The organism is Mycobacterium helveticum (assembly GCF_007714205.1).
GTDB classification, from domain to species: domain Bacteria; phylum Actinomycetota; class Actinomycetes; order Mycobacteriales; family Mycobacteriaceae; genus Mycobacterium; species Mycobacterium helveticum.
The window spans coordinates 20,482-38,346 of the sequence record NZ_VMQU01000046.1 but is presented as its reverse complement, the minus strand read 5'-3'; the positions used below and the strand labels follow the sequence as shown (position 1 = coordinate 38,346).

The window sequence follows — 17,865 nt, the reverse complement described above, 5'->3', positions numbered from 1 at the left end:
CCCCCCCCCCGCCGCCCGCCGCGCCCCCCGCCCCCCGGCCCGCCGCGGGCCCCCGCGCCGGTTGCCCGGGCCCCTCGGCGGGTGGTGGCGGCGGCGGTGCCGGACTCGGGTTGGGCGCCTGCGGTGCGGCCGGGGCGGCGGTCGCGGCGGGCGCGGCGGGCGCCGACGCGCCGACACCGACCACCAGGGCCAGCGCCGCGGCGCCGCCCAACACCACGACGGCGTTGCGTATCTCGTATCTCATCGATTCCTCGGTTCCCTTGGTCTTGCCCTCCCCGGCCTGTACCCGGTCAGGGGGTTGCCCAATCCCGGCGTTCGACACATGTCAGGTGCACGCGGGCACAACTTCGTCGGCCAGCAACTGGACCGACTTCCACGCCTCGTCGACCGGCATGCCGCCGACCAGTGGGTGCATCACCAACGGTCCGTAGTCGGCGGAATCCCGGATTTCGGCGACGAGTTCCGCGGGTGTCAGGAACCGGTAGCGCCCCGACGCCCTGACCTCCGCCAGGGTCCGTACCCCGGGCAGGTGCATCAGGGAGCGTTCCTGCGTGGACCAGCCCCCGTAGGTGACCGCCTCCCACAGGATGTGCTCGCCGAGTTGCGCCCACGCCCGGTCCGGATCCTCGTGCAGGAAGACCATCCCCCGATTGACCGCGCCGGGCATGACCACCCGCGGTTTGACGCCGGCGTCCGCACAGAGCCGGCGGTAGTGCGCGGCGACGTCGGGCAGGTGGTCGGACAGGCTGAGCGGCAGGCCGAACCGCGCCGCACGCCGCGCCGTGGCGCGCACGCCGCCGCCCACGTACAGCGGCGGGTGCGGGCGGCTCCAGGTCCCGGTGCAGACCGCCCCTTTGTGGTCGGTGCCGGCCCACACCGCCAGCATCCGCGTGATCAGGTCATCCATCAGCTCGCCCCGCCTGCCGAAATCGGCACCCAGCGCGTCGTATTCGACGGTGCGGTAGCCCAGGCCCACGGTGGTGTGCAGCCTGCCCCGGCTCATGTTGTCCACCAGCGCGATATCTTCGGCCAGCCGGACCGGGTGCCACAGCGGCCCGAGCGCACAGTCCACGCCCGCGATCAGCGTCGTCGTCCGGGCCAGGAACATCGCCGCCGCCATGATCGGGTTGCAGCTCCACCCGTGGCCGGTCACGTGGTGCTCGTCGACGCTCACCGAGGTGATGCCGTGCGCCTCGCCCCACTGCGCCATCTCCAGCGCGACGCGGACCAGCTCGCCCTGGGTGCGCGGATCACCCTGTGGCGAAGCGAAGTTGAAGCGCAGCACGGTGAGCGGCATGTCCGCGCTCAGTCCCGCGCCGAGGGTGCCGCGGACCGCAGGAATGCGGGAAAATCCGGGAACAGCGACCGGTCGACGATCTCGATGCGGGTGCCGGACGCGTCGACGTAGTAGGCGAACAGGGCGAGCCCGGGTGGGGCTTAGTCGGCGGTCGCTTCCAACGCGAAGCCGTTGTCCTCCAGGGTGCGGGCCGCCGCGGCGAGGTCGTCGGTGAAGTAGCCGAGGTGATGAACGGCGTTGCCGGGCGGTGCCGTCCACGGGCTGCCGGGAACCTCGCGGATCAGTTCGAGGTGCGGGCTCTGCAGGGAGTAGACGAACGTCGAGGCGAGCTCACGGGTTCCGCCGGCGGTGCGCAACGGCAGCCGGTAGCTCATCGGCGTGATCCAGGTGTAGCCGGCCAGCGCGCTCAGCCGCGCCATCGCGGCGTCGAGGTCGGGCACGACGATGCCGGTGTGGTAGAAGTCTTCCGGCCGCAGCGTCAAAGTCATGGGTTCGTCACCAATTTCTTTTTCAACCAAGCGGTTTCCCAGAAATTCGTGCTGTCGGCCAGCAGTCTCTCGTGCGCGCGCCGCAGCACGCCGCGCGCACCCGCGTGGTCCGGGGGAACCAGCTCGGCCAGGTGGATGGCGTGCAGCGGGCGGTCGGCGTCCAGATGCGCGCGTGCCCGCTCGACCAGGGCCTCGGCGCCGGCCAGCTCGACCACGTCGGCGGCCACGGCGTCGAAGCCGACCGGGTACAGCTCGGTGGTCGACCGGTGGTGAAACCACCCCGAGTAGTTCTCCCACACCGCCCGCACGTCCCAGGCCACCTTGCCGTAGCCCTGTCCCACTTCGCATTCCGCGGGCAGGGTGATCTCGCGCATCAGGGTCGCGACGTCCTTGCCGGCGTTCATGCCGGCCACCGTCCGGTCGTGGACGTGGCGGACGGCGTCGCGCAGCCGGGTCAACTCGGCGTGGATGCGCTCGGCACCCGCGATCGGTTCGAAGTGACCGGTGACCAGCAGCTCGGGCTGCAGATCGCGCACCCGCTCGACCGAGGCGATGACGGTCAGGGCGTCGCGGTAGCGATCGCCGCGCATGGTGACCAGGTTGGGGATGTGCCCGAACAGCGCGCCGAACGTGTTCCCGCACAAGCAGATCCGCTCGTCCGGCAGCCACACCACCAGAGAGTCGGTGGTCTCGCCGCCAGGCACGGAGATCAGCTCCAGGCGCCGGCCGCCCACCTCCAGGGCAAGGGTGTCCTCGAAGTCGAGGTCGACGGCCGGAACGCTCTGGCCGGGCAGCCCCGTGGTGCCCAGGCGCCGCTGGATCGCCCGGATGCCCGACGCCAGCGTGTCACTGAAGGCGAACGCGCTGCGCTTGGCGCGGTAGGGCATGAGCCGTTCGTTGTCGTCGCGCCACATGGTCCAATTCGCCTGCGCGACAACGGTTGTGCCGGGGTCGCGGACGCTGTCCAGGCCGCCGACATGGTCCACGTGACCCTGCGTGATGATCACGTAGCGCACCGGGGAGGGGTCGACGGCGTCGAAGTTGGCGCGGTGCACCGGGCCCTCGAAGCCCATGCCGGTGTTGACGATCACCCGACCGTCGCCGGTGGTCAACAGGTAGGAGTTGGACAGGCCCGGCGAGCACCACAGCCCCGGGGCGACCGGTTCGGCCCTTTCGGCGGCCGCCGGGCGCATGGCCTCCGCGCCGGGCCGGGTCCGGTAGACCGGCTCGAAGCTACTCATCGCGCACGTCGAACCGGTCGAAGTAGAAGCCGAAACGCCCGCGCAGTTCGTCGGCGGAGACGCCAAAGTGGCGTTGCAGGTCGTAACGGACGCGGCCGTGTTTGCCGCGCGGGTTGCCGTCCAGGTACCGCTGGAAGCCCGCCCGCACCTTCGGTGTCAGCTCGACCCCGCCGCGCCGGTAGAGCTCGTCGAGCAACGCCATCTCGTTGCCGACCAGCTGGTGGAAGCCGATGTCGATGCTGCGTTCGGCCGGCACCAGGTCGCGGTCCCGCACGCAGGCGCTGAGCAGCCGGTGCACCCGGTCGCTCCAATAGTCCAGCAGCCAGACCGGGTCGATGCTGGTCCGGCGCAGCCGGTCGGAGTAGGCCATCATCGTGATCGCCGACTGGATCACGGCGACCGGGTCGCGGTGCGTGAACGCCACCGTGGCGTCGGGGAAGGTCGCCATCAGCGGGCCGAGTTGCTCGGCGTGCTGCGGGCTCTTGAGGACCCAGGTCCGCGGTCCGCGCAGGAAGGTCAGCGCCTGCAGCACCCTTTTCAGGTACGCGTAGTGCCGCGTGTGGTCCAACCGCAGGTAATAGTCACGCCAATCGGGCACGCGCGCATGCCATTCCAGCACGTAGGCGGCCAGGTCGAGGTCCAGCAGCTCGACCTCCTCCTCGATCGCCCCGGGGAACCGGTCGTGCATCGCCGCGACGACGGGGGCGCTGGCCATGAGCGCGTCGTGCTCGGCCTTGGCCCGGGCGTAGCGGGGGTCGACGCCGAAGACGTCGGGGCCCTGGCCGCGCGCGGGGATGGGTTCCTGGCTCTCCCAGTACGGCAGCGCGCGCCGGCGCGGATCGGCCGCGATGAGGTTGACCAGATGGGTGGTGCCGGACCGCGGCATGCCGACGACGATGAACGGATTCTCGATGGGGATCGACTCGATCTCGGGGTAGCGCCGGAGCAACTCGGTCAACGACAACCGGTTGCGCAGCAGGCGAACCACCCGTTGCCGCAGCGAGCCGCGGGTGAGCTGGCGCAGGCCCTCGTCGGCGCCGATCGCGGCGACGTGCGCGGCCAGCCGGTCGGCGAAGCCGTCGGCCTCGTCCAGGTCCTCGGGTCCGCCCGCCTGCTCGAGGGCCTCGGCGCGCATCCGGCCCACATCGAGGTCCACGGGCCTGGCCTCGGTGAACTCCACGATCTGGCGCTGCACGTCGGTCAGCCTGGGGGCCGTCAGGTCGTCGAAGTCGATTTCGATGTCGGCGACGTCGGGGCCGGCAGAGCCCATGCGACCGCCTCCTCGAGCTGGCGTCGGATAATCGACGTACCATTCGAAATATGACACAGACGGTAGCCGCGCCCGGGATGCGCCGTCAACCGGCCTCCCCGCCGACCGAGCGGGTGGTGGCGATCATGGGGCTGCTCGGCGCGCAGCCCGCGCGAATGTTCTCCCTCGCCGCGATCACCCGGGAGCTGGGCATCAGCCGCGCCACCGGGCACGCCATCCTGGCGACGCTCGCCGCTCACCACTGGGTGGTGCGCGACCCGGCGACCGCCGCCTACTGCTGCGGACCGGCCCTTGCCGCGCTGAGCCGCGACGGCGACCGCGTCTACCACGGCATCCTGCGCGAGCTCGCCGAATCGACCGGCACCCAGGCGTTTCTGGCTCGCCGCGCCGGCAACACCGTCGTCGTCGTGGACAGCGCGGGGGACTCCGCCACCGGGATGCGCGTCGACCGTGGAACGCGCATCCCCCTCGTCGCGCCCTTCGGCCGCGACTACCTCGCATGGGGCGCCACCGGGCCACGGCGGGCCTGGCTGGAGGGCCTCGGCAAACCGTCCGCGGCGCTGTCCCGGCGCATCACCGCCGTATTCGCAGAGATTCGTGAGCGCGGCTACGTGGTGGAGCGGCTCAGCCGCGAATACCTGCGGGTGTACGCCGCGCTCAGCGCGCTCGGCGGGGACGGCGAGCCCGACGCGATCACCCAACGCCTGGCGCGGGCGTTCGCCGACCTCACGGTGATCGACGTGCTGCCCGCGGAACTCGCCGGAGCCGGCACGCACAGCATCGCCACCGTGTCCGCACCGATCGCCGACGAGGACGGGCTGGTCACGATGTCGGTCGGCGCGGCACCGTTCGCCGACCTCTCCGCGGCCGGGGTCGAGCGGTTGGGCGGGCAGGTCCGCGCCGCCGCCGCACGAATCCGGGCGCTGGCGACCGCGGCTACAGGTTAGCCAGGTCGTCGGGAACGTCGACCATGTGCTCGATCAGCGTTTCGAGCGGCACCACCTCGAGGGTGCGCTGGTGGGTGGATGCCAGCACCACGGGAGCGGCATGACCGTCGTCGTGGGCTCGCAGCCAGTTCACGGCGGTGACGCACCAGCGGTCGCCGGGCAGCAGGCCCGGGAAGCGGTATTCGGGGATCGGTGTCAGCAGGTCGTTGCCGATGGAACGCTGGTGCTCGAGGAACTCGGTGGTCATCACCGCGCAGATCGTGTGCCGACCCGGGTCCTCGGGCCCGGTCGCGCAGCACCCGTCGCGGTAGAAGCCGGTGAGCGGGTCGGAGCCGCAGGGTTCGAGCGGGCCGCCCAGCACGTTACGATCAGGCACCCCCTCAGTATCGCGCCCCGGGGTAGTAACTTCGAACGTAAATTTCGCCGCCGCGCCATGCCCACCGGACGATAGGTTTTCCCTGTGATACTCACCGGAGCGTTCCTGGCCGAGGATGCCAGGACGGTGAACAGCAAGCTCGACGTGTCGGGCGGCGTGCTGTCGCGGTTTGTGCTCGGGCCCAACCGCGCGGCCCGGTTCGTGCTCGTGGTGCTGACACGGGCCGACGGCGAGGATTCCGATCGCCGGGTCGACGTGAAGATCGTGCCGCCGACGCTCGGCGAGCCGCTGCGCATGTCCTTCGAGGCCCCGGAAGCCGCCGTCGGCGAATATCCGGGATTCGCGTTCTTCGACATCGGGGTCACGCTGCCGGTCGACGGTCGTTGGGTCGTGGAGGTGACCGGCGGTGGCGAGACCCTGTCGCTGCCGCTTGCGGTGAGTAGCTGGGAAGCCCCGCCGCCCGCCGCTTTCGCCTGACCGACGGCGCACGGCGGGACTCCCCCGCCGCACGCCCGGGCTTGCGTCAAAAAGCTTGGCAGCCAACATTTTGCCAGCACAACCCGCCGCCGGGACCTCGTGATCGCCGCCGAGTACGGCGGACTGGGCTTGGGCATCACCGCGGCCTCGCTGAGGGCGCCGCGACGTCACTTCAACGGACCGTATCAAGTGCCGTAGTCCAATCGGTGGCGATGGCCTCCTGCGCTGCAGCAACTGGCACCCTACCTTCACAGACAAGCTCATGCAGCCTGGATTCGACGCCGTCTTTCGGGTTTGGGGATGCACCGGGTTCGATCCACAGGTTGCGGGGATCGTTCGGGTCCCCGCCAAGTTCAAGTGGGACGAGATGGTCGTACTCAACGCCTTTCAGCGAGCCCGTGTAGCCGTATGACGCTGCGTTGGCGCGCTTTTCGGCTGCGGTGATGAAGGCGGGCGGGCGGATTGACTTGGTGTAGCCGGTCCTGCAGATCGTGGTATCGAGCGTGTCTGGGGTGACCTTCGGGCTGATCGCACCAGGGGTGCAAGTCGGGTCGGGCAGGGTTTCCCCGTTGGCGGCGGTGCGGTAACGGCATGTTCCTGACGGCGGCTGCGGCTGCTCGGTGTAGTTGGTGGGACCTGGTCCGATTGGTACGTCAGCCATGGCAACACCGACATCACCGAAAAGCAGCATCAGGCCGGTCAGCGCGAGGCCGGCCGGGATGGACACAGTTTTCAACTTGGCGCAGATTTCAACTTGGCGCAGACTCGCGCAACCTGGCCATATCCACCTCAGGCATGCTTACGCCCGCCGCGTACCGGTCGGCTATCCGCAGGCGCGGGACATTCGTCAGCACTCGCGTACGCAGTGCGGCGTTCTTCTGCTCCTGCTCCGCCGGAATCTCCTCGATGTACTCGTGCGCAGGAGTCCGAGCATGTGTCAGGCATGTCGACTTCCCGTCAGAATCCGGGCCGGTGCGGCAGGGCTCCGGGGTGCGATGGTTTGGTTCGTACTGGGTTGCAGAGACAGCGTATGGGCCACTGCTTACAGCGAGTAGCGTAACCGCAACGCGGGCTGGGGCCCCATGTTGGGCAACCACGCTAATTGCGACAACCCGTGAGCTACACCGAAGCCGACGGCGGACCAATCAGCTCCTCGAGCTGAAAAAGCACTCGTTGGAGCTCGCCGACCATCCAACTGTCGCTTCTGCGCTCATACTCGGCGAGTAGCGAGCGGTAGTACCACAGGTGCTGCTGAGGATCCTTGGCGTTGAACCGTTCCCACAGATCTGATCCGTGGGTTCGGAGGTCGCGCAGGATCGCTCGGGCGTTGTCGAGTTTGTCCGCAAGCGAGATGAGGATCGTGTCTTGCGAGGTCTGGGCGAGGTGTGCGATGTAGCGCTCTTTGCGCTCGCGCCACGGTGGCTTCGGTGTCTCGAATGTGTCGCTGCATTCCGCGACGATCGTGGACACGTGCTGCCCGAACCGCGCCTCGATCTCGGCGAGAGTGGCTTCGCCCCCTTGATCCTCGGCGGCGTCGTGAAGCAGCCCGGCGATCGCTTGGGTCTCGCTTCCCTCTGCCTCGATGACCAAACCCGCGACGGAGAGCAGGTGGCCGAGGTATGGGATCCGGCCACCCTTGCGCACCTGCCCGCTGTGGAGGTCGGCCGCGTAGGTCAGCGCGTCAGCGAACCTGGATGTCAAGCGGGGGGAGGTCGTCTCGTTGACCATAAAGTCCTCGTATGTTGAGTCCTGTGCCAGTCAGGGATGCATTGAGTGCGCCGATCGTGCCCGGCGCAGGGAGCTTATCGCCGTACAGACAAGTTCCGCTGGCCGGTGTCGGACCGACCTCGCCCAGTCGCGGCCCGTGGCGCCTGGCGCTGCAACGGATGCTCGGGCACACTTCGGCGAAGCTCACCTTGGACACCTACAGCGACTTCATCGACGAGGATCTGGACGCGGTGGCGGTCACGCTGCACGCGCGGTACGGGTCACGCCGATCGGGGCGTGCGTCAGGATGATCGACAACCACACCACCGACGCCGCCGACGAGATTCGTCGCGGCGGATTCCGAGGGTCGAAATACCGGACGATGTCGGACCTCCGCGACTTCGAACGATCGAGGACGGCAAGCCCTACCGCGAATGGTGCGTACCCGCCGCACTCGTCGACACACACACCGCCGCGGCGCCGACGACCGACCACGGGCTGGAACCCACGGGGGCGACGATCTGGCGCAGCTACCTCGATCCACTCCCTTGGATCGGGGATGTCGGCTGATTGGCCGGGTTTGCTACGGACGGGGGCATGTTGTTTGGGTCTACTGACGTTTCCGTGGGTTCCTTGACCTGGGCATTTGGCGCGTATGGCTTGTTTCGTCTGGGCCGCGGCGTTGCCGCGGGCAGGTCCCTGACCTGCCCATAAGCCTGCCAGCGGGCGCATAGAGACTCGCGGGTCAAGGGGTGGCCGACAGGCCATCGCAAAGCGACGCGAAGCGCCCTTGACGCGCGAGGGATGCGCCCGTAGGCGGCGCGGCCCAGGCTCCCTTCGCCGCAACAGAACCCCAGGTAGACGCACCGGTACCTACCCGAATTTCACCCACGGAAACGTCACAAGAGCCGCATGTTTTCAGGTGTGCTCAAAATGTGCTCACGGCGTGCTCACTAAGGAACCGGCAGCGACCATCAAACAGTCGACGGTTCACACCACACGGTCCATCGATGAATTGCGGCTCAGGATCGGCACTCACTGCTTCGATAAAGTTGAAAGAGATTCAAAGCCGCCAAGGACATGACGGACAACGGGATGAACGGGGGCTTTATCCCCAGGGGAAGCACCTTTGCCGGCACTTCCGGCTGCAGATGCACGTACGTCGCAATCCCCATGTTAACGATCAGTCCGGCTGAGGCGACGAACACGATCGGGCCGGAAAGATTCGAGATCCTCCGCCTGGAGCAGGAAGCCGAAAGCAGACCGAGGCCAATAGACATTTCTCCGGCGACACCCAGTGGAATGCTGACTCGCGGCAGGCCACTCTTGGTTATCTGAACGTCAAACATGGTACGAATGGGCTCAAACAATTTCAAGAAGCCAAACAAGAACATGAGCACGCCCAGAAAGTTCGAATTGTATTTCAGGATCTTATTACCTGGTGTTTGCATCACAAGTTCCTCCGTTGTGTCAGCTGTGTTTCCGATGGCGGTTTGGGCAATCGGCGGCTGGAGGCCGCATGCGTCCCGTCCGGCGTGTTCTGCCGTAGCACCGCCGAGGTTGGTGGCGGCACGGTGCGGTGTTGCCCTGCTCACCGCGCTGCCGGATGCTCGGTCACGTACCGGATGAAGCCGATCACATCGTCGGCGACCAGCCGCCCGATGGCCCCGCTCGAGTACACGGCAAGCCGCACCGTGCCGTCCGGCGCCAAGATGAAGCCGGTCGACTGCAGATAGTGCGGATCGTCGTTGACGTAGGCACCCGTCGCGGCGGCGATCTTGTCGGCGTCCGCGCTGTGGCCGACCGGGAAGCGCAGCTTGCGCTTGTCGACCAGCGCAGCGGATGTCTCCTCATCGTCGACAGACAGGGCGACGACCTTGGCGCCCACCTCGGTCAGCGTGTCCACCGCGCGCGAGAACGCGCCCAACTGCGCGTTGCAGTACGGACACCAAGACCCGCGGTACATCAAGACGACGCCGTAGGAGCCGGCGAGATCGCCCGGCAGCGAGATCATGCCGCCACCGACGGCGGGAACTTCGAGCACGGGAAACTGCTCGCCATAGTTCAGGCGGGACATGTCATCCTCTCCGAGGGGTAGGCGGACCACGCGACCACAGTGTGCTGAAGCAGGATTGGACTATCAAGTCCAATCCTGAATACGCTCCGCACATGCCATCAAGAGAAAGCTCCGGTGCTGTGCGACTAACGGCTCGCGGTGCGGCAACCAGGGCCCGCATCGTCGCTGCGGCGGCATCCCTGATCCATGGGCATGGGGTTGCCGGGACGAGTCTGGACGACGTGATGGCGGCCACCGGCACCAGCAAGTCGCAGATGTATCACTACTTCGCCAACAAGGACGCGCTCATCAGTGAAGTCGTGAGGACCCAGCTTGGCCAGGTCATCGCGGCCCAACAGCCCGATCTCGGCGAGATCTCGTCGTGGGAGGGGCTGCAGCGGTGGTGTGACCACGTCGTGGCCATGGCCCGTGCGACGCAAGGTGTCGGGGGTTGCCCGCTGGGCTCGCTCGTGGGCGAACTTGCCGAACGGTCCGATTCGGCGCGGCAGGAGCTTGCGCAGAGTTTCGCCGAGTGGCAGTCATATCTGTCGGCGGGCTTGGCAATCATGCGGGACAACGGCGAAATCTCCCGAGATGCCGACCCATCCGAACTTTCACTGACCATCATGAGCGCGTTGCAAGGCGGACTGCTGATGGCGCAGACGATGCGCAGCGCCCGACCCGTCGAACTCGCCGTGAACATGGCGCTCGGCCACGTCGCCTCGTATCGGCGCAACGCCCGGCAAACGGGATAGGACAACCCGACGCCACGAACACCGTCTGTCAAAATGCAGCAGTTGCAGAGCCATTCAGCTTCTCGGCAGAGCCGAAAACCTTAGGCAGCAGATACGATCTGCGGAATGCCAAGGATCCCAACGGTATTGGATATTGGATAATCTCCCCAACCACGACCGTTATGGTGGTGTACGTGCTCCCGGCCGATCAGCGCCAAGATCGTGTTCGCCCGCCCCCGGCACCCAATCAACGATGTGCGTTGGCTCGATCTCGCCCACCCTTCAAGGCGGACAGACTCTTGGGAAAGCCGGCGACGCCCACCCTTGACGCCGGCCGGATTCTGCCCACGGCACCCACGGCAGTTGACCATCCACCCGGGCCCTGGCCTCGCCGACCGCAACCGTGACCATTGACCTCGCCAGGCTGCAGGGACAGCCGGAGTGTGTTGGCGGTGACGGAAGGATTTGAACCCTATTCAGCTACCTGGCCAGGAAACGGAAAACCGCTCGAGCTGCGCAAACACCTCACAGGGAGTTCACTCGAGTTAACGGTCACTGCGGCCAAATTGTGGCCAAACGGTGGCCGCTGAATAAATGCCGATGCACCTAACAACCGTCCGCACTGCGCCCCGTCCACTCAGCTGCCAAATCTCCCCCAGCAAAGCGCCTCGAAGTCGCCGCTTCACACTGCGCGACCAGCTCGCGAGGGATTGAACTTCCGGGCTGACCCTTGACACGCCGGAAACCTTACGCGACAACGACGTGCGCCCCCTCAAATCACAACCCACCCACGGGGTTGTCACACGAGCCCCTTTTCTTGTCGCCGGTGTGGATGTGTACCGCATGGGTACCCGGTTTCTTCGACAGTTGGTCCAGCAGACTCTCAAGTTGAGCCTTGTCGGTGTGCCAGTGCTGAACCGACTCGGGCTTCTGGGAGAGTTCGGCGAGGACGCGTTCGAATTTGCTGGGTTTCGAACCGTCCTTGTCGCGGGCCGTCTCTGATCGGTGCACCGTTGTCACGTTGACCGCGGGCGGCATTGCCTTGCCGAGTGCGCCGCCGACCGCGCTTGCCAGGATCATCTGACCAGTCAGGTCTTCGATGGCCTTTGCCGCGACCGCAGGGGCTGCGCCGGCACCGGTACCCTGCAATCCGGAGGCCACCAGCTTGACGGTGGGCGTGGCCGCCGCCCAGCTTGGCGGTACTGACAACCCACCCGTCAGACCAGCGCCGCCCAGCTGCGCTGAGACCACCGGGGCGGCTGCCGTCAGGTCCGTATTCAGCGCCGTCATCGATGCAGCCAATTGTGGCCCCGACGCCATAGACAACCCAACTGAGGATATCGCGCCTTGCATCCACAAAATGTCGAGGTTCATGCCGAACATGGTGTTGACCAGGCCGGAGGCTCCCACTAGCACAACTCTCCCGCCCGTATCCAGGAGATCCGCGGCGATCGACAACGGCGACGACGAACTCAACAGATCGAGCAGCGACGTTATCGCCGGCGAGAACGTCTGCGCCGAAGTCGCGGCGTTGCTCAGCGCTGACGGTGTCGTGGACATCAGGTCGGCCAGCTGTGAGAGGATCGGCTGCACCCCACCCGCTGACGCGCCGATCTCCTGAGCGGCCGAGATGGCTGGAGCCGCGGCGCCGCCCGGATTTGTCGTGGGGGGCGCGGCAGTGAACGGCGCCAACCGGGTGGCAACCGCGGACGACGCCGCATAGTCGTACATCGCAGCGGTGTCCTGAGCCCACATCTGCGCGTACTGCGCCTCGGCAGCCGTGATCGCCTGCGCGTTTTGGCCGAAGACGTCCGTCGCGATCAATGCCGCCAACTCGCTGCGGTTAGCTGCGATTACCGCCGGGGGCACCGTCGCAGCGAAGGCTGTCTGGTAGGCGTGGGCGGCCATCCTGGCCTGGACGGCGGCTTGCTCGGCTCGCGCAGCGGTGTCACGCAGCCACGCTGTATACGGACTGGCCGCGGCCGCCATCCGCACCGCCGAAGGGCCGCGCCATTGCGCTGACAGTGTCGACAGTGTGGACGCGTAAGAATTCGCCGCAGAGCGCAGCTCGGCGGCGAGAATATCCCACGCCGCCGCGGCCTGCGACATTGATCCGGACCCGGCGCCGGCGTAGATACGGCCGGAATTGATTTCCGGCGGCAACATCCCGTAATCCATCCCTACCCCTTCGGTCTAGGGTGTCCCGTTGCACCGTGCGGTCAAGGGTTATTCGTCGTCTTCGGTTATCAGGATGATGTTGATGGTCGCATCGTCTGCCGCCACAGCATCCGCGGTGCGCACTTTGCCGGCGGTGCCGGTGCCGGTGCCGGTGCCGGTGCCGACGATCGCCCGTCCGGCCAGGCCGGAGAGCGCCATGCCACCAAATAGGTTTCCTTCTTCGGCGGCAGTGACCGCTGCCACGGCCGCAGCCGGGTCCGACACCGGCACAAGCACGGCAGCCGGCTTGATTTCCGGGGCCGCCAGCACCCAACTGTGCGGCACCGACATGTTACTGACCAAAGCCGCGCGGCCCACACTGACTGACACTTGCGCCGGCGTCGCCGAGCTGGCCAGCACACCTCCGGAACCAAACACGCCCGGCGGGAGACCTAGCACGACCTTGTCGAACTTGCTGGCTACGTTCGCAAAGTTGACCCCGGTTTGGGTTACCGAGTAGAGCAACAGGCTTACAAGCTCGCCTTCCGGAAGCCCGGAAAACAAATCGATTGGCGATAGCGACCCGATGGTGACATTTACCAGCACGTCAACGAGCGAAGGCGGGGAGGCCGCCGCCGGCGCGGCGCCCACCGGGGCCGCCATGGTGTGCAGTAACTGGGGAACCGAGGACAACAGAGCCGGCAATGTTTGTGCCGGTGTCTGGGCGGCGCGGGTTACTGCTGCGGCCTGCGCAACCAGACCGCTGGGGTTGGTGGTCGGCGGCGGCTCGTCGAACGGAGTCACCGCGGATGCCGCCGAAGCAGAATTGGCGTAACCGTACATGGCCGCGGCGTCTTGCTCCCACATCTCGGCGTAATCGAGTTCGGTAGCCGCGATAGCTGGGGTGTTCTGCCCGAAAATATTGGTTGCCACCAGCGATGCCAATAAGCTGCGATTGGCCGCGACGGCCGACGGCGGCACGGTGGCGGCAAATGCAGCCTCGTAGGCGGCCACCGCGACGCGGGCTTGGGCTGCGGTTTGGCGCGCGCGGACGGCGCTGGTGTCGAGCCATGTCGTATACGACTGGGCCGCGGCGGCCATCGCCGCGAACGACGGGCCATGCCATCTGCTAGCCAACCCAGAAGTCATCGACGAGTAGGCGGCCGCCATGATCTCCAAATCTGCGGCCACACCGTCCCACGCGGCAGCGGCGGCCAACATTGGGGCTGACCCGGGACCCGTATACAAAAGACCAGAATTGATCTCTGGCGGCAATATCGCAAAATCGATTTGAAATCACCTCCCCCCCAAGACCATTCGAATTGTTGCGATAGTCTAACTCACAAGTTGACGGTAGCCGAGCCCGGCGCTACAGGTTGACCTTCGAAGGTTTGCCTGCCGAGGCCCGATGACCATGCCAAGTGACGCAGGGTTTCAAGTCCGATTCAGTCGCGCGACGACCTGGTGCAGCAGACACCACCCATGGTGGCGTTCGACCAGAAGACCTTCGACTACAACCTGTACGGCGACTACAACCTGTACGGCGAGCGCTGCGGCGGGCGGGTGGTCGACTGACCCTACGACGCCTACGACTGTGGAGCTCCGGCCGTCACCTACGTGCAGATGTACCGGCCCTGCCACTAACGGGTGGCCGACGGCGCTTTGGCGGTGGCGGAGGGATTTGAACCCTCGGACGGTGTTAGCCGTCACACGCTTTCGAGGCGTGCTCCTTAGGCCGCTCGGACACGCCACCGTCGAGCAGCTTACCGAACGGATGCCGCCTCACCCCAATCGCTGCCGGGCGAAGAACTCCTCCAGCGGCGCCGCGCACTCCTGAGCGAGCACACCGCCGCGCACTTCCGGGCGATGGTTGAGCCGGCGGTCGCGAACGACGTCCCACAGCGACCCGACCGCCCCCGTCTTGGGTTCCCACGCGCCGAACACCAGCCGCGCGACGCGGGCCAGCACCAGCGCACCCGCACACATCGTGCACGGTTCCACGGTGACCGCCAGCGTGGCGCCCTCCAGGCGCCACCCGTCGCCGAGCACGCGGGCCGCCGCCCGCAGCGCCAGGATTTCCGCGTGCGCGGTCGGATCGCCCAGGGCCTCCCTGGCGTTCACCGCGCGGGCGAGTTCGGTGCCGTCGGCGCCCACGACCACCGCGCCGATCGGCACGTCGCGGGGACCGGCGGTCGCCGAAGCCGCCAGCGCGGCGCGGATCAGGTCCTCGTCGGCGCCCGGCTCCGCCGCGCTTGCGGTCACCGACCGGGCCTGATGGCGGCGACCCGCCGCGCCCGGCTCCGCCGCGCTTGCGGTCACCGACCGAGGCGGTCGATCACCGACGAAAGCTGGTCGGCGAAACCCATCTCCCGGGCGATGCGGCCCAGTTGTTCGTCGGCGTACAGGTCGGACTCGTCGAGGATGACGCCCAGCACCGCCTCGGGCAGTCCGATGTCGGCCAGCAACGCCAGGTCGCCCTCCTCGAAGGGCTCGGCGTCCTCGAGGTCGTCGGGGTCCAGGTCCGCGTCCAGTTTGTCCAGGACCTCGGCGGCGATGTCGTAGTCCAGCGCGGCGGTGGCGTCCGACAGCAGCAGCCGGGTCCCCGACGGACCCGGCCGGAGGATGACGAAGAATTCGTCGTCGACGTCGAGGAGCCCGAACACCGCCCCCGCACTGCGCAGTTCCCGCAGCTCCGTCTCCGCTGACTTCAGGCTCGTCAGCGCCGTGGCCGACAGGGAATAGCACCGCCACTGGCCTTCTTCGCGCACGACGGCGATCCCGAACCCGTCCGGTGTGTCCGCGGACGGGCCCTTGGCCGAGGACCGTTGTGCTTCCATGGGCGCCTACGCTAGTCGTTGACCTGGCCTCTTGACCAGACGAACCCGGCCGCCGGCGGCACCGCCGCCCGGGTCTGTGCCAACCTTGGACTGTGGCGAGCCCTGTTTTGAAAACACCGGTGTGCGTGCTCGGCCTGGGGCTGATCGGCGGCTCGATCGTGCGGGCGGCCGCGGCGGCCGGCCGCGAGGTGTTCGGCTACAACCGGTCGGCGCAGGGCGCGCACGCTGCCGTCGCCGACGGCTTCGCCGCCAGCACCGACCTCGCCGAGACGCTGACCCACGCGGCGGACACCGGCGCGTTGATCGTGCTCGCGGTCCCGATGCCGGCGCTGGCGGGGATGCTGGCCCACGTCGCCGAGTTGGCGCCGGACTGCCCGCTGACCGATGTCACCAGCGTCAAAGGCGCGGTGCACGACGAGGTCGCTGCCGCCGGCCTGCTGCGGCGTTTCGTCGGCGGTCACCCGATGACGGGCACCGCGGACTCGGGGTGGGCGGCCGGCTACGCCGGGCTGTTCACCAGGGCGCCGTGGGTGGTCAGCGTCGACGACCACGTCGACCCCGGGGTGTGGTCGATGGTCACGGCCCTGGCGCTGGACTGCGGCGCGCTGGTGGTGCCGGCCCGATCCGACGAGCACGACGCCGCTGCGGCCGCCATCTCGCACCTGCCGCACCTGCTCGCCGAGGCGCTCGCCGTCACCGCCGGGGAGGTCCCGCTGGCCTTTGCCCTGGCCGCCGGTTCCTTCCGCGACGGCACCCGGGTCGCGGGCACCGCCCCGGACCTGGTGCGGGCCATGTGCGAGGGCAACGCCGGCCGGTTGCTGCCCACCCTCGACCACGCCGTCGAACTGCTCAGCCACGCCCGCGAGTCGCTGGCGAGCCACGGCTCGGTGGCCGGCCTCGTCGAGGCGGGCCACGCCGCGCGCACGCGTTACGACAGCTTCCCGCGCCACGACATCGTCGCCGTCGTCGTCGGCGCCGCGAACTGGCGCGAGGAGCTGGCCGCCGCCGGCCGGGCGGGCGGGGTGATCAGATCCGCTCTGCCAACCCGGGGTAGTTCAGGATGAAGCCGTCGTCGTCGACACTGACCGTGGTGTCGGCGACCGGGGAACGCAATTTGAGGCCGTCCAGGCTCCCGGTGCTGGTGTAGCTCACACCGGCCGCCGTGACGGACATGTCGGGGACGTTGACGTACACCACCGGCAACGTGACCGACTCCGCGCGTTCGTGCAGGCCGAGGCGCCGGATCGGCAGCGCGTTGAAGAACGGGCTGAACACCACGTCGACGTCGAGGGCGCCACTGTAGGCCGCGCGCCGGTCACCCTGGTGGTCGGTCACCAGCCACATGTTCTCCTCGTCGCGGGCGATGGCGAGCACGCGTTCCCGCTCGGCCAACGTGACGGTCATCCCGAGTCGCTTGGTGGCGCCCGTCTCGTCGGTCTGCACGTCGTAGTAGGCGCCGAAGGCCGGGCTGGTCGCCGTGGCCGCTGCCACGATGCGCCCGTTGGCCCGGATCCGCTTGCCGGACACCTGGATTCGCACCGATTCCATGCGCGGGACGTCTTGCGCGCGCCAGGTCAGCATGGCCTGCCACACGCGCCGGGCCGGATCTGGGGGGTCTGCGTTCACCCGTCTACGGTAAGACGTGGCCGCCGTCCGCGGCGCGCGACTCGGCAAGTGCGCGCGCCGGACGCCGGCGCACCGCCTCGACCGGGCCCTCGCGCAGCGGCGCCAGCGCCGCCACCAGCAACGCCCCCACCAGGACGGAATCGGCCGATCCGACCACGATTGGGTTCGGCCCGCGCGCCTGGGCGCCGAGCGGATCGGCGTTGCTGCACCGGGCGGCCACGCATGCCGTCGCCAGCCACACGGCCGCGCGGCTGCGGGCGTGTGGTTTCATTCCGCGCCGGATGGGACGAGGATGTCACCATGAGCAGCCACACCCCGGCCTCCCCCGGCCAGCCGCCCCCCAAGCCCGCCAAGGCGTCCAGGCCCGACGCGACGCCCAAGGAACCGGCCATCGGGTTCACCCGCGCCGGCGCGCTGTGGTCGTCGCTCATCGCCGGCTTCCTGATCCTGATCGTGTTGCTGGTGTTCATCACCCAGAACACGGAGACGACGGCGTTCACGTTCCTGGGCTGGCACTGGCACCTGCCGCTCGGGGTGGCGATCCTGCTGGCGGCGGTGGTCGGCGGGCTGATCACCGTGGCCGTCGGCACCGCACGGATCCTGCAGCTGCGCCGCGCGGCCAAGAAGCACCACGCGGTGGCCGACCGGTAGG

21 protein-coding genes, 1 tRNA gene and 1 pseudogene are annotated in these 17,865 nt (G+C 68.0%); 6 read left to right on the top strand and 17 right to left on the bottom strand.

The features are described from left to right. The 5 genes and pseudogenes from FPZ47_RS28925 to FPZ47_RS12885 form a co-directional block, all read right to left on the bottom strand. The coding region (locus tag FPZ47_RS28925) for a hypothetical protein (protein WP_210419894.1) at positions 1-322 on the bottom strand (322 nt) is incomplete at its 3' end. 3 nt (positions 323-325) lie between these two features. Continuing rightward, entirely contained in the window at positions 326-1,297 is a 972-nt protein-coding gene (locus tag FPZ47_RS12900) for an LLM class flavin-dependent oxidoreductase (RefSeq protein WP_144954961.1), read from the bottom strand. Positions 1,298-1,305: 8 nt separating this feature from the next. Beyond that, positions 1,306-1,785 (bottom strand): annotated as a pseudogene (locus tag FPZ47_RS12895) (VOC family protein). After that, positions 1,782-3,026 carry an MBL fold metallo-hydrolase gene (locus tag FPZ47_RS12890; protein WP_246133522.1) on the bottom strand — a complete coding sequence of 415 codons (1,245 nt, stop codon included), beginning with the start codon at positions 3,024-3,026 and terminating at the stop codon, positions 1,782-1,784. The pseudogene FPZ47_RS12895 and the gene FPZ47_RS12890 overlap by 4 nt, the downstream one beginning before the upstream one ends. Further along, on the bottom strand, positions 3,019-4,296 hold the full coding sequence (locus FPZ47_RS12885; protein ID WP_144954964.1) for a sulfotransferase family protein: 1,278 nt from the start codon (positions 4,294-4,296) through the stop codon (positions 3,019-3,021). The genes FPZ47_RS12890 and FPZ47_RS12885 overlap by 8 nt, the downstream gene beginning before the upstream one ends. A 50-nt stretch (positions 4,297-4,346) precedes the next feature. On the opposite strand from FPZ47_RS12885, the gene FPZ47_RS12880 reads away from it, so the two are divergent. Further along, the gene (locus FPZ47_RS12880) at positions 4,347-5,243 is read left to right on the top strand and encodes a helix-turn-helix domain-containing protein (protein WP_144954967.1); all 897 of its coding nucleotides are present in this window, start codon (positions 4,347-4,349) and stop codon (positions 5,241-5,243) included. Here FPZ47_RS12880 and FPZ47_RS12875 read toward each other — a convergent pair. After that, positions 5,233-5,619: a DUF2237 family protein gene (locus FPZ47_RS12875; RefSeq protein WP_144954970.1), complete on the bottom strand. Its 387-nt coding sequence runs from the start codon at positions 5,617-5,619 to the stop codon at positions 5,233-5,235. The genes FPZ47_RS12880 and FPZ47_RS12875 overlap by 11 nt on opposite strands. Positions 5,620-5,703: 84 nt before the next feature. Between FPZ47_RS12875 and FPZ47_RS12870 the strand changes: the two genes are divergently transcribed. After that, the gene (locus FPZ47_RS12870) at positions 5,704-6,096 is read left to right on the top strand and encodes a hypothetical protein (RefSeq protein WP_144954973.1); all 393 of its coding nucleotides are present in this window, start codon (positions 5,704-5,706) and stop codon (positions 6,094-6,096) included. A gap of 172 nt (positions 6,097-6,268) precedes the next feature. Here the strand turns inward: FPZ47_RS12870 and FPZ47_RS12865 are convergent, their stop codons facing one another. Next, positions 6,269-6,823: a hypothetical protein gene (locus tag FPZ47_RS12865; RefSeq protein WP_144954976.1), complete on the bottom strand. Its 555-nt coding sequence runs from the start codon at positions 6,821-6,823 to the stop codon at positions 6,269-6,271. A 392-nt stretch (positions 6,824-7,215) separates the two neighbouring features. Next, positions 7,216-7,824 (bottom strand): HD domain-containing protein, encoded by a 609-nt coding sequence (locus tag FPZ47_RS12860; RefSeq protein ID WP_144954980.1) that lies wholly within the window; start codon positions 7,822-7,824, stop codon positions 7,216-7,218. Positions 7,825-7,982: 158 nt separating this feature from the next. On the opposite strand from FPZ47_RS12860, the gene FPZ47_RS12855 reads away from it, so the two are divergent. Then, on the top strand, positions 7,983-8,114 hold the full coding sequence (locus FPZ47_RS12855; protein WP_425461827.1) for a hypothetical protein: 132 nt from the start codon (positions 7,983-7,985) through the stop codon (positions 8,112-8,114). 711 nt (positions 8,115-8,825) lie between these two features. Here the strand turns inward: FPZ47_RS12855 and FPZ47_RS12850 are convergent. Next, positions 8,826-9,398: a hypothetical protein gene (locus FPZ47_RS12850; protein WP_144954984.1), complete on the bottom strand. Its 573-nt coding sequence runs from the start codon at positions 9,396-9,398 to the stop codon at positions 8,826-8,828. Then, a complete protein-coding gene (locus FPZ47_RS12845) occupies positions 9,395-9,880 on the bottom strand; it encodes a peroxiredoxin family protein (protein ID WP_144954988.1) in 486 nt (161 codons plus the stop codon). The genes FPZ47_RS12850 and FPZ47_RS12845 overlap by 4 nt, the downstream gene beginning before the upstream one ends. Before the next feature lie 41 nt (positions 9,881-9,921). Between FPZ47_RS12845 and FPZ47_RS12840 the strand changes: the two genes are divergently transcribed. Next, positions 9,922-10,614: a TetR/AcrR family transcriptional regulator gene (locus FPZ47_RS12840; RefSeq protein ID WP_246133523.1), complete on the top strand. Its 693-nt coding sequence runs from the start codon at positions 9,922-9,924 to the stop codon at positions 10,612-10,614. Positions 10,615-11,370: 756 nt separating this feature from the next. Here the strand turns inward: FPZ47_RS12840 and FPZ47_RS30210 are convergent. From FPZ47_RS30210 to FPZ47_RS12815, 5 genes are all read right to left on the bottom strand, one after another. Beyond that, entirely contained in the window at positions 11,371-12,771 is a 1,401-nt protein-coding gene (locus tag FPZ47_RS30210) for a PPE family protein (protein ID WP_144954991.1), read from the bottom strand. Between the two features lie 48 nt (positions 12,772-12,819). Further along, positions 12,820-14,040, bottom strand: coding sequence for a PPE family protein (locus FPZ47_RS12830; RefSeq protein WP_428321247.1), 1,221 nt, complete (start codon positions 14,038-14,040; stop codon positions 12,820-12,822). A 373-nt stretch (positions 14,041-14,413) separates the two neighbouring features. Then, a tRNA-Ser gene (locus FPZ47_RS12825) sits at positions 14,414-14,503 on the bottom strand. 29 nt (positions 14,504-14,532) lie between these two features. Continuing rightward, the gene (locus tag FPZ47_RS12820; RefSeq protein ID WP_144954997.1) at positions 14,533-15,012 is read right to left on the bottom strand and encodes a nucleoside deaminase; all 480 of its coding nucleotides are present in this window, start codon (positions 15,010-15,012) and stop codon (positions 14,533-14,535) included. A 53-nt stretch (positions 15,013-15,065) separates the two neighbouring features. Next, positions 15,066-15,587, bottom strand: coding sequence for a tRNA adenosine deaminase-associated protein (locus tag FPZ47_RS12815; protein WP_144954999.1), 522 nt, complete (start codon positions 15,585-15,587; stop codon positions 15,066-15,068). A gap of 119 nt (positions 15,588-15,706) precedes the next feature. Here FPZ47_RS12815 and FPZ47_RS12810 point away from each other — a divergent pair, with 119 nt between their 5' ends. After that, positions 15,707-16,651, top strand: a complete 945-nt coding sequence (locus FPZ47_RS12810) for a prephenate dehydrogenase (RefSeq protein ID WP_144955019.1) — start codon at positions 15,707-15,709, stop codon at positions 16,649-16,651. On the opposite strand, the gene FPZ47_RS12805 is transcribed toward FPZ47_RS12810, so the two are convergent. Together FPZ47_RS12805 and FPZ47_RS12800 are read right to left on the bottom strand one after the other, a co-directional pair. Then, positions 16,614-17,213, bottom strand: a complete 600-nt coding sequence (locus FPZ47_RS12805; RefSeq protein ID WP_144955003.1) for a putative glycolipid-binding domain-containing protein — start codon at positions 17,211-17,213, stop codon at positions 16,614-16,616. The two genes, FPZ47_RS12810 and FPZ47_RS12805, sit on opposite strands and share 38 nt — an antisense overlap. Before the next feature lie 4 nt (positions 17,214-17,217). Beyond that, positions 17,218-17,484 (bottom strand): hypothetical protein, encoded by a 267-nt coding sequence (locus FPZ47_RS12800; RefSeq protein WP_144955006.1) that lies wholly within the window; start codon positions 17,482-17,484, stop codon positions 17,218-17,220. A 29-nt stretch (positions 17,485-17,513) separates the two neighbouring features. On the opposite strand from FPZ47_RS12800, the gene FPZ47_RS12795 reads away from it, so the two are divergent. Then, positions 17,514-17,864 (top strand): LapA family protein, encoded by a 351-nt coding sequence (locus tag FPZ47_RS12795; RefSeq protein WP_145039451.1) that lies wholly within the window; start codon positions 17,514-17,516, stop codon positions 17,862-17,864. The last annotated feature ends 1 nt before the right edge of the window (position 17,865 follow it).

Coding starts and splice junctions, on each gene's coding strand:
- FPZ47_RS12885 (WP_144954964.1), bottom strand. CDS start 4,296: ATGGGCTCTGCCGGCCCCGACGTCGCCGACATCGAAATCGACTTCGAC.
- FPZ47_RS12795 (WP_145039451.1), top strand. CDS start 17,514: ATGAGCAGCCACACCCCGGCCTCCCCCGGCCAGCCGCCCCCCAAGCCC.
- FPZ47_RS12855 (WP_425461827.1), top strand. CDS start 7,983: ATGCTCGGGCACACTTCGGCGAAGCTCACCTTGGACACCTACAGCGAC.
- FPZ47_RS12860 (WP_144954980.1), bottom strand. CDS start 7,824: ATGGTCAACGAGACGACCTCCCCCCGCTTGACATCCAGGTTCGCTGAC.
- FPZ47_RS12845 (WP_144954988.1), bottom strand. CDS start 9,880: ATGTCCCGCCTGAACTATGGCGAGCAGTTTCCCGTGCTCGAAGTTCCC.
- FPZ47_RS12815 (WP_144954999.1), bottom strand. CDS start 15,587: ATGGAAGCACAACGGTCCTCGGCCAAGGGCCCGTCCGCGGACACACCG.
- FPZ47_RS30210 (WP_144954991.1), bottom strand. CDS start 12,771: ATGGATTACGGGATGTTGCCGCCGGAAATCAATTCCGGCCGTATCTAC.
- FPZ47_RS12800 (WP_144955006.1), bottom strand. CDS start 17,484: ATGAAACCACACGCCCGCAGCCGCGCGGCCGTGTGGCTGGCGACGGCA.
- FPZ47_RS12900 (WP_144954961.1), bottom strand. CDS start 1,297: ATGCCGCTCACCGTGCTGCGCTTCAACTTCGCTTCGCCACAGGGTGAT.
- FPZ47_RS12880 (WP_144954967.1), top strand. CDS start 4,347: ATGACACAGACGGTAGCCGCGCCCGGGATGCGCCGTCAACCGGCCTCC.
- FPZ47_RS12890 (WP_246133522.1), bottom strand. CDS start 3,026: ATGAGTAGCTTCGAGCCGGTCTACCGGACCCGGCCCGGCGCGGAGGCC.